Annotated in this window: 9 protein-coding genes; all 9 read right to left on the bottom strand. The window is 67.3% G+C overall.

Going from position 1 to position 9769, the window contains the following annotated elements; all coding sequences use genetic code 11:
- Positions 1-20: 20 nt before the first annotated feature.
- Positions 21-1196, bottom strand: coding sequence for a glycosyltransferase family 4 protein (locus H7U20_RS00795; protein WP_199517709.1), 1176 nt, complete (start codon positions 1194-1196; stop codon positions 21-23).
- Between the two features lie 100 nt (positions 1197-1296).
- Positions 1297-2214 (bottom strand): glycosyltransferase family 2 protein, encoded by a 918-nt coding sequence (locus H7U20_RS00790; RefSeq protein ID WP_199517708.1) that lies wholly within the window; start codon positions 2212-2214, stop codon positions 1297-1299.
- Between the two features lie 54 nt (positions 2215-2268).
- Positions 2269-3621, bottom strand: a complete 1353-nt coding sequence (locus tag H7U20_RS00785; RefSeq protein WP_199517707.1) for an O-antigen ligase family protein — start codon at positions 3619-3621, stop codon at positions 2269-2271.
- A gap of 8 nt (positions 3622-3629) precedes the next feature.
- Positions 3630-4832, bottom strand: coding sequence for a Coenzyme F420 hydrogenase/dehydrogenase, beta subunit C-terminal domain (locus H7U20_RS00780; RefSeq protein WP_199517706.1), 1203 nt, complete (start codon positions 4830-4832; stop codon positions 3630-3632).
- Positions 4816-5934 carry a polysaccharide pyruvyl transferase family protein gene (locus H7U20_RS00775; protein WP_199517705.1) on the bottom strand — a complete coding sequence of 373 codons (1119 nt, stop codon included), beginning with the start codon at positions 5932-5934 and terminating at the stop codon, positions 4816-4818. Before H7U20_RS00775 ends, H7U20_RS00780 begins: the two co-directional genes overlap by 17 nt.
- A 59-nt stretch (positions 5935-5993) precedes the next feature.
- Positions 5994-7283 (bottom strand): oligosaccharide flippase family protein, encoded by a 1290-nt coding sequence (locus H7U20_RS00770; protein ID WP_255522414.1) that lies wholly within the window; start codon positions 7281-7283, stop codon positions 5994-5996.
- 30 nt (positions 7284-7313) lie between these two features.
- A complete protein-coding gene (gene epsI, locus H7U20_RS00765) occupies positions 7314-8000 on the bottom strand; it encodes an exosortase-associated protein EpsI, B-type (RefSeq protein ID WP_199517703.1) in 687 nt (228 codons plus the stop codon).
- Positions 7997-8902, bottom strand: coding sequence for an exosortase B (gene xrtB / locus H7U20_RS00760; protein WP_199517702.1), 906 nt, complete (start codon positions 8900-8902; stop codon positions 7997-7999). Before xrtB ends, epsI begins: the two co-directional genes overlap by 4 nt.
- A gap of 6 nt (positions 8903-8908) precedes the next feature.
- Positions 8909-9769 (bottom strand): chain length determinant protein tyrosine kinase EpsG, encoded by an 861-nt coding sequence (gene epsG, locus H7U20_RS00755; protein ID WP_233410406.1) that lies wholly within the window; start codon positions 9767-9769, stop codon positions 8909-8911.

Below are 9769 nucleotides of genomic sequence, written 5' to 3'. Positions count from 1 at the left end.
CCCCCCCCCCCCGGCCCGGTTTATTTGCCGGTGGCCAGCATCTGCTGGTACACCTCGATGGTCTTGCCGACCTGGCTTTGCAGCGAAAACAAGGCGGCCTGGCGTTCCCGTCCGGCCTCGCCCATGCGCCGGCGCAGCGCCGGATCGTCGGCCAGGCGGGCGATCGCGTCGGCCAGCGCGACGGCGTCGCGCGGCGCCACCAGGAAGCCGGTCTGCTCGCCGGCGATGATGTCGAGCACGCCGCCGTGCGCCGCCGCCACCACCGGCTTGCCGGCGCACATGGCCTCGATCGCCACCAGGCCGAAGGCTTCCGGCTCGGTCGACGGCACCAGCGCCACGTCGCAGGCGTCCCAGACATCCCAGATCGACTCGGTGAAGCCGCGCAGCACGAAACAGTCGCGCGCCGGCGACGCCGCGATGGCCTCCTGCAGGCCGATCAGGAAGTGCTCCTGCTGGGCGAAGAAGCTGCCCACCACCAGGAAGCGCAGGTCGTGGTAGCCGCGCCGCCACAGGATGCCGGCCGCCTCGACCAGCAACAAATGCCCCTTCATGTGGTTGATGCGGCCGACCAGCGCGGCGATCAGGCGCTGCGGCCGGTCGGCCGTGACCGCCGCGCGCAGCTCGGCGCAGCGCGCCGCGTCGGGCGCGACGCCACGGTCGATGCCGTTCCAGATCGTCGCGATGCGGCCGGCCAGGCGCGGCTGCTGGTCGACCAGCCAGGCCGTCGTCAAGCTCGAATTCGACACCACCCGGTCCGACAGCAGGCGCACCATCAAGGGGAAGGACCAGCGCACCACGTTCGGCTTGAGCAGGATCTCGTGCACATGCCAGACGTGCGGCACCCGGTGCAGCGCCGCCCACACGGCGCCGCTCAGCACCGCCAACGTGTTGGAGTGCACCACCGCCACCGGCCGGCCGGCCATGACGCGGCTCATCGCCCGGCCGGCGCGCAGCAGCTGGCCGGGCAGCGACAGCAAGCCCTTGGGGGTGAACAAGGCGCGGCTGACCTTGGCCACCGGCACGACGTGGGTTTCCACCCCGGCGCGGCGCAGCTCGGTCACCAGCGGACCGTCGAGCGGCACCACCACCACCGCCTGGTAGGGCGAGTCGGCCAGCCCGACGGCCAGGTTCAACAACACCTTGTCGGAACCGTAGAGTTCGGCACCTTGGTGGACGAATAGGATAATTTTTTTCATATGGAATCTATCGGGGAAAAACACGGCCGGCGCGCCACACCGTGGCGCGCCGGCCGGGCGGCGCGGGCGCCGGCGGCGCCGGCGCCGCTGGCCGGCGACGCTAGCCGGCGCTCAACAAATAGCGCGCGGCCTTGAAGTAAGCTTGTTTCTTTTCGCCAACCACGACGGACTTGCTGGAGAGCGAACGCAGCAGGTAGGCCAGCGCGCGGCCGCCCATCACCAGGCCCAGCGCAGCCTGGGTCAGGCGCGCCACCGGGGCGCTGTGGTACTTGCGCAGGAACAGCGAGTAGGAGTTCATGGTGCGCAACAACGCCGTCTCGCCGATCCACAGCTTGCCGGCGCCCTCGTAGTGCAGCACGTCGACGTTGGCGACGTAATCGATCGAATACCCCTCCTGCTTGACGCGGTGGCAATAGTCGACGTCCTCGACGTACATGAAGTAGCGCTCGTCGAGGCCGCCCAGGCGGCTCCACAGCGCGCGCCGGGTCAACAGGAAGGCGCCGGAAACCCAGTCCAGTCCGCTCTTATTGGCCCGGTAGAACTGCTCGCGCGTCTCGACCCGGCGGAACACGTCGGGCAGGAAGCGCAGGCCGGACAAGCCCAGCCAGGACAGCAGCAGCCGGGCCGGCGTGTGGGCGTAGCCGGCCGAGGCCTGGTTGGCGCCGTTGGCGTACTGCAGATGCACGCCGACGATGCCGACCCGCGGCGGCGCCAGCGCGTCGAGGGCGGGCTGGATCGGACTCAGGATCACCGTGTCGTTGTTGAGCAGCAGCAGCAGCTCGCCACGGGCGGCTTCGGCGGCGATGTTGTTGCCGCCGGTGAAGCCCGTGTTGGTCGCGCTGGCGATCAGCCGCACGTGCGGGTAGTGCTCGCGCAGGAAGGCGACGCTGCCGTCCACCGAGGCGTTGTCGACCACGATCACCTCGTGGTCGCAGGCGACGTGTTTTTCAACCGACTCGAGACAGTCGCGCAGGAAGCGCAGTCCGTTGTAGTTAACTATTAAGATCGACAACAGCATTCTATTTATTTCATTTCGCAGGTGGAGGGGGAAAACAGCGGGGCCGGCGGCGCTTCAGACCGGCTTCTTTTCCCGCAAGATCAGAATGCAGGCAAAGATGACGAACAACAGCCAGGTCAACGATTGCAGCGAGTGGATCGACATGATGATGATGTAGCCCAGCACCGACAGCCCCAGCAACATCGACATCCTGGCCTTGCGCATGTCGTCCTTGCCCGATTGCGCCACCGCCGCGAAGAGGAAGTACAGCCACAGGAAGGCGGTCAACAAGACCACGATCATGCCCGACTCCAGCGCCACCAGCAGATAGTAGTTGTCCAGCGTGCGGATGCCGCCTTTGCCGACAAAGGTCACCACGTTGGTCGCCTCGCCCAGGCCATGGCCCATGAAGACGGCGTCGCCGACCTTCGGCACGCCGGCGTTGAGCATCTCCATGCGCACCGAGGCGCTGCCCCGGGTGATTTGGGTGGTGCCGGCGGCCAGGGTTTTAATGTACAACAGCACCCCGCCGAAGGCCGTCAACAACAGCGGGAATTGCAGCAGCATCAGGTACTGCGCCGGCCGGTTGCTGGAGCGCTTGGTCCAGCGCCACAGCTCCCAGATGAACATCAGCGCCACCAGCGGAATGGCCACCGCGAACGACGAGCGCGAGCCGGAGAAATAGATCGCCGCCACGCCCAGCAGGCCGGAACCGCAGGCGATCAGGCGGAAGAGCATGCGCTCGGAATAGCGGAAGCAGTACCAGCACCAAGGCAGGACCATGGCGAAGAACTGGCCCATCAACAGCGGATGCTCCATCGTGCCCTGCGCGCGGTAGACATTGTCGCGGGTCTTGTCGCCCAGCACCACCATCAGATAGTCGCTGGTGATGGTGAAGAAGCGCGCGAACAGGTTTTTCTTCAGATAGTATTCGACCAATGCCACCAGCCCGACGATGGCGGCGGCCAGCACCACCACTTCGATCAGGCGCTTGATGTCGCGCTCGTCGCGCACCACGAACAGGGTGATGAAGAAGATCGTCAGGTAGGTCCAGAAATCGCTCTTGATGAAGGCGAACGCCTGCAAGGCCGGGCTGCGGCCGAGGAAGGCGCTGGCGAAGCGCAGCGCGAACAACAGCACGAACAGGGTGATGACGATCCAGTTCTCGCGCAGCCGGCGGACGAAGGTCTCGGCCCGCTCGCGGTCGCGGAAGAACAGGAACAGCGTGGCGAAGATCAGCGCGGCGCGGATCAGCCGCGGCGGCGCCATGTTGGGGATCCCCGCCATCTTCAACTCGGCGTATTCCGGCCACAGCGGCGTGACGAAGATCAGGCACAGGAAGAGCATGCCGAGCCAGTCGTACGCAACGCGCGCGGTGGCCGTCGGCGGCGCCGGATACAAACCGTAAGTGACGAAATTTCGCTTCATGTGTTCCCCTAAAACCAGGTTCGACGGGCCATGCCGACAAAATTGCGCAGGTTCTCGCGCAGGCCGCCGCCCAACGCCAGGCGCAGCAGCTGCAACCTGCGGTAGCGCGGGGTGGTGCGTCCGGTCAGGCGCAGCGCCAGCAGCCGGGACAGGACCATTTTCTTGCGGTTCTCCTGATACGGCTGCATCTTGGCGATCTCCTCGCGGGCCAGCGCCTCGACCGCGATGTAGCCGGCCGCCACCGCCTCGCCCACCAGTTTCTCGCCGGTGGCGGTGCGCGACAGCACCAGGCTGCGCCCGGCCCGCTCGGCGAAGTCGGGATAGCCGTCCTTGCCGTACCAGGCGTCGGCGCCGACCACGTCGGCGAATTCGCCGACGCCGTCCGGGCAGATCTTGCAGCGGAATTGCAGGTGGCGGTTGAGGATCGTGCCCCACGAGGTGGCGTAATCCATCTCGGCGCGCCGGCCCGCATGGGTGACGGCCGTGCTCATGCCGGGCCAGCCGTTGCCGCGGAAGGAGAAGCTGGCCACTTCGGCCGGCTCGACCTCCAGCTTCTTGAGGATCGCGATGGCGCCCTTGCGGCTGGGGATGCCGGCGCACATGAACGACAGCATGTAGGGGATGCGCTCGGCCAGCTCGGGGCGGCTGCGGGCGTACTGGCGCAGGCCGGCCACGTCGCAGGGCTTGCCGACGAAGGCGAAGCGGCCGCCCAGCGCCAACAGCGCCTCGAGCTGGGCCAGCGGCGCCGACGGCGCGTAGCGCGAGCCGGCGCCGCGCAGCACTTCGGCGCGGTTGCGGCTGACGCTCATCACGTTGCCGATCGGATCGTCCGGGTCGGCCTTGATGTGGGCGACGAAGTCGACCTTCTTGCTCTCCAGCAGATACACCAGCAGGGCCGACAGCACCCCGCCCGACGAGCCCTCGTAGCGCACGCCCTCGTCGAGCGAATAGCCGGTGCGGGTGGCCATCAGCGGCCCCCACAGTGGGTCGTAGGCCGCCTCGGGCTTGATGTGTTCGAGGCCGGCGCCCGGGCAGGTGCGGGCGAACTGCTCGCGCTCGCGCCGGTCGAGCGGCTGGCTCAATTGCGGGCGCAGGTAGCCCTCGTCGTTCAGCGCGACGCGCACCTTGGCCGGGAACATCGACTGGCAGGCACCGCAGCCGGTGCACAGTCCGCTCTCGAGCACGCTTTCAAGACTAATGTTTCTGGTCATTGAGCGCCCGCAACTGGTTGGTCAGGAAATCCTCGTAATGGGCCAGCCGCTGGCGCGCCTGCGCGTTGCCCTGCTCGACCTCGCGCTGCAGCGTGGCGCGCTGCTCGAAGGAGTCGCGCACCAGCGTCATCAGTTCGGCCTCGCCGGCCGCCTTGCAGTCGCCGAAGTGGCGGTAGCCGAGCGACTCGAACAGGCCGTTGAACTTGCGGCTGTAGGCCAGCGGCACCACCGGCACGCCGCTGGAGAAGGCGGCGATGCAGGCGTGCATGCGGGCGCCGACGAAGAACTCGAGCGACGAGATGAAGCTCTTGGCCTCGACCGGGGTCTTGAACTTGGGCGCCAGCACGGTGCCCGGATACTGCTCGGACAGCGCGCGGCAGACCGCGTAGTCGTCCTCCACCGGCTCGGTGTCGGTGATCACGTGCGACACCAGGTAGACCTCGCAATCGCCGCGCGCGGTGAAGTAGGCCAGCATCTGGTGGGTCAGCGCGGCGTAGTCGATGGTCAGGCCGAACTGGTTGTCGCGCGTGTAGCCGCCGCTGTAGAGCAGGCCGGAGACGTTGATGCCGACCTTGGTCTTGCCGTTGCCGGCCAGCGCCTGGCGGGTGTACGGCAGGGCGAAGGCGACGTCGATCGCCTCGTCGGCGTTGTCGATGTGCTGGTCGCGCAGGTATTGGCGCGACAAGTGGTCGCGCGCGAACACGCGTTGGCAGCGCCGCATGGCGAACTTGGCCAGCATGCGCGTCAGGCGCTGGTCGAACGGGCCGATGGTCTGCGGGCTGAGCACCAGCGGGCGGCGCGCCAGCCAGACCAGCAGCTTGGTGCCGGTGAAGTGGGCGAAGCGGCTCATGCCGTAGATGTCGGTGAAGCTGTCGCCCTCGCCGATGTCGAGCACCAGGTCGCAGGCGCGGATGTGCGACCAGAACGGCGACTTGGACGGCACGAAGAAGCTGCGCGTGATGCCGCATTCGCTGATCACGTGGGGGATCGGTTCGCGCTCGCCGGGCGGAATCCAGCCGAGCAGGCGGAACTGGACCGGCGTGCCGACCCGTGCGGCGGCCTGTTCGACCAGGGCGATTTGCGAGAAGGTCAGCGCGCCCACTCCGAGGTTACCCGAGGTAACCGAATGCCATAAAAGGCCAATAGTCAGCATAAAATTTGTTATTTATAGTGCATTAATAAAGCGCTGGCGGTCAGAATCGACAGCAGCAGCGCCACGTTCGGTCGGCTCAGCCCGCGCGGCATCTTGCGCAGCGACAGGCTCCAGATGTACAGCAGATCCAGCGCCACCACCGCGCACAGCGACGACAGCAGCATGCCCTTCAGGCCCAGTCGCGGCACCAGCAGCGCCGTGGCGGCGAACAACACCGTCAGCGCGCCGGCGATGGCCAGCACGCGGTGGGTTTGCATGCCGATCGCCGACAGGATCACACCGTGGCTGGCGGCGACGTAGCGGGCCAGCAACACCAGGCCGAACCAGGGCATCAGTTCGACCAGCGCGCTGTATTTGGCGCCGTACAGCAGCGCGGTGATCGGCGCCGCGCCCAGGGTGAAGACCAGGAAGCACAGGGCGCCGATCAGCAACATCTGGTAGAACAGGCGGTTGCCGAAGCGCCGCAGCAGGCTGGCGTCGTCGAGCTTGCCCGCCATCGTCGTCATGTAGACGTTGCTCAGCACCTGGGCGAAACTGTTGGCGCCCTGCATCAGGCGCAGACCGGCCTGGTACACCCCGACGGCCGCCGGGCCGAGGAAGTAGTTGACGATCAGCGTGTCGGCCTGCGACTGGAAGTTCGTGAAACCGGACTCGGCGGCGAAGGGGAAACCGCTCTTCAGGTACTGCCAGCCCTGCGCCGCGCTGCCCACCTGGAAGCCGGGCAGCCCGGGGCGCAGGCGCCGGTAGGCGCGCCAGCCCATCACCAGGAACAGCACGCGGCTCGCCAATATACCCCATGCCACGCCCAACACCCCGCTCCCCAGCCACAACAGGACGCAGATGGTGAGCACGTGCAGCAGGTTGACCCAGACCATGATCACGGTTTCCTCGTGAAAACGGCTGAGGCCGCGGAACACGGCGATGTAGCTCTCGGCGAACGAGCCGACCAGGCCGCCGACCAGCAGCAGCCAGAACACCGCCACCGCTTCGCCGCCACCGCCGCGCCACAGCGTGGCGATCACGGCCAGCGGCAGCAGCAGCGCCAGGATCATCAGCTTGGCGCTGGTGACCGAGGCGAACAGGCGGCCCAGTTGTTCCGGCGCCTTGGCCACCTCGCGCATCAACTGGGCGGCGAAACCGTAGTCGGCCAGCAGCGAGGCGAGCGAGGTCAAGGTGAAGGCGTACATGAACACGCCGAACGGTTCGGGCCCCCAGGCGCGGGCCAGGATGATAAACACCACGGTGCCGGTCAACAGTCGCAGGACGGTCGACAGGCCCATGAAAAACGTATGCCTCAACAAAGCAACAACCCCCAAACTAAGCCGGCATCAAGCACCGACATGGCCAATCAGTCGCTTGCGCTGGGCGGCGGGAATCGACTCCATCAAACTGCTGACAAAGGCTTGCTCGATCGCGTAGGCGTCCTGCTTGCTGGCCGAGATGGTCGAGACGCGGAACAGCAGGCCGTCGGCGATGACGCCGGACAGGCCGTAGCCGAGCCGCGCCACGCCCTGCTCGATGTTGCCGCGCACCACCTTCTGGCCGATCAGCACCCAGTAGGTGATCGGCTCGATGCGGCCACCCTGCTGCGCCACCAATTGCATCACCGGAATCGCGCCGACGCCGGTCTGCAGCACCTGCTTGTCCAGCTCGGCCACGTTGAAGCCCTGGGCGCTGTAGCACACCTCGGGCCGGTGCACCTGCAACTGCCGGCTCTGGTTGTCGCCGTAGGCGATCGACAGCATGATGCGCTCGCCGCGGCCGTTGACGTAGGTGCGGCTCAGCGTCTGGCTGTAGATCTCGTTGAGCGAGGCGGCCACCTCGGGGTTGACGATCGCCGCCGCGCCGCCCAGGTCGGCCTGCCAGTCGCCGAAGCGCTCGGGGATCAGGCTGGGCAGATCGAGCTTGCCCTGTTGGCTGGACAGGCTGACGGTCGGCGTCAACACCCGGCTCAGCACCACGGACGACAGCATGGCGCCGCCCAGGACCAGACTGGCCACTATCACCTTCTTCATTGCGGGACTCCCGGTGAGACGGCGCCGGGCGCCTTGAATTTTCGGACCGCCAACTGCAGCAGCGAGTCGACGCCGAGGATCAGCAGCAGCGCCGTGACGAACAGCACCATGCCGGCGAAGCCGTGCAGGAAGCCCTGGCCGACGGCGTCGCCGAAGTAATAGGTGACCAGGGTCAGCACCATGACGCGGATGACGTTGGCGGTGAACGAGATCGGCACGATCAGCAGGGCCAGCGTGATGTTGCGGAACGGCGAGGTGTGGCGCACCACGTTCAGGTAGAACAGGCCGAGCGCCTCCAGCGTGAGCAGGGTCTGCAAGCCGGCGCAGGCGTTGGCCACCAGCAGCTGGTATTGGCCGATCTGCAGCATCACGCCGTTGCGGGCGATCGGGTAGCCGGCCAGGTACAGCAGGTGTTCGGTGACGTAGGAGACCGCCATCTTCATCGGCATGGTCAGCATGTCGACCAGGGCGCCCGGCAGCGGCACCATGAACAGCATGAAGAAGAAGGGGAACCAGAGCATGCGCAGGGCGGTCCCGCCGCGCTTGACCAGCAGCACGGCGACCAGCACCCAGATGAAGGAGCCGATCTCGGCCAGCAGGATCTGCTGCGAGCGGCCGATCGCGTACAGCGCCAGGCCGACGGCCAAGGTCAGCCAGCCGGCGACGGCGCCACGGTGTTCGCCGAGCGCCATCACGGCCGGCCACTGGCGGTAGATCAGCCACAGCGACAGGGCCAGGATGATCGGGCCGTGGGCCTGCTCCTCGCTGGCCCAGACGCCGCCGTTGAGCAGGTCGTAAAAGGTCGGCAGGTACATGACAAGCAGGCCGAGCAGGACCGGCAGCCACTCGGGCATGGCCTGACGGACGGCGAGCGCCGGCGGCGGTGCGGTGATGGGCGACATGATGGCTTAGAAGTCGACCAGCACCGAGCCGACCACCTTGACGCCGGTCGAGCTGAGCTGGCGGCTCACCGTGTTCAAATCGGCCAGCAAAGTCTTGTTCTTGCGCGCGATCAGCAGCGCGCCGCCGGCGCGGGCGGCGATGGCCAGGCCGTCCGAGCCCAGCGCCAGCGCCGGCATGTCGTACAGCACGGCGTCGTAGCGGCTCTCCAGGCGGCCGTTGAGGGCGCCGAAGGCGGGCCGGTTGAGCAGCTCCTGCGGATTCGGCGGCAGCGTGCCGGCCGACAGCACCGACAGGTCGACGAAGGAGTCGATCTTGGCGATGGCGTCGAGCTCGGCGCGGCCGGCCAGCATGTCCGACAGGCCTTGGCGGCCCTTCAGGTCGAACAGTTCGTGCTGGCGCGGCGCGCGCAGGTTGGCGTCGACCAGCAGGGTCTGCTCGCCGAGCTGGGAGAAGACGATCGCCAGGTTGGCGACGAACAGCGCGGCGCCGTCGTCCGGGTTGATGCTGATCACGGCGAGCGACTTGCGGCCGGTGGCGAACCAGCGCAGCATCAACTGGCTACGGATGGCGCGCAGCGTCTCGACTTGCGGGCTGAACGGCTGATAGGCCGCCACCAGCTCGGCCGAGAACTTGCCCTCGTTGGCCTGCAGGTAGGGGTAGTCGAACTGGCGCGCCAGCACTTGCTGGATGTCGGCCTCGGTGATCAGGCCGAGCCGTTGCGCCGCCTCGCCGAAGCGGATGCCCAACTCGCGCTGCATGCGCAGCACGCGCTCGGCGTTTTCCGGGGTGATCTTGCCCGATTCGAGCAGCAGGCCACCGATGCTCGAGTCGCGGGTGGGGGGCGTCGCCGCATTCGGCACTGGCAT

Origin of the sequence: Rugamonas violacea, from assembly GCF_016461825.1 — a bacterium.
Lineage (GTDB): Bacteria > Pseudomonadota > Gammaproteobacteria > Burkholderiales > Burkholderiaceae_D > Rugamonas.
The sequence above is the reverse complement of the archived record's forward strand: the minus strand, read 5'-3'. Positions and strand labels throughout refer to the sequence as shown.

Coding starts and splice junctions, on each gene's coding strand:
- H7U20_RS00795 (WP_199517709.1), bottom strand. CDS start 1,196: ATGAAAAAAATTATCCTATTCGTCCACCAAGGTGCCGAACTCTACGGT.
- H7U20_RS00790 (WP_199517708.1), bottom strand. CDS start 2,214: ATGCTGTTGTCGATCTTAATAGTTAACTACAACGGACTGCGCTTCCTG.
- H7U20_RS00785 (WP_199517707.1), bottom strand. CDS start 3,621: ATGAAGCGAAATTTCGTCACTTACGGTTTGTATCCGGCGCCGCCGACG.
- H7U20_RS00780 (WP_199517706.1), bottom strand. CDS start 4,832: ATGACCAGAAACATTAGTCTTGAAAGCGTGCTCGAGAGCGGACTGTGC.
- epsI (WP_199517703.1), bottom strand. CDS start 8,000: ATGAAGAAGGTGATAGTGGCCAGTCTGGTCCTGGGCGGCGCCATGCTG.
- xrtB (WP_199517702.1), bottom strand. CDS start 8,902: ATGTCGCCCATCACCGCACCGCCGCCGGCGCTCGCCGTCCGTCAGGCC.
- epsG (WP_233410406.1), bottom strand. CDS start 9,769: ATGCCAGTGCCGAATGCGGCGACGCCCCCCACCCGCGACTCGAGCATC.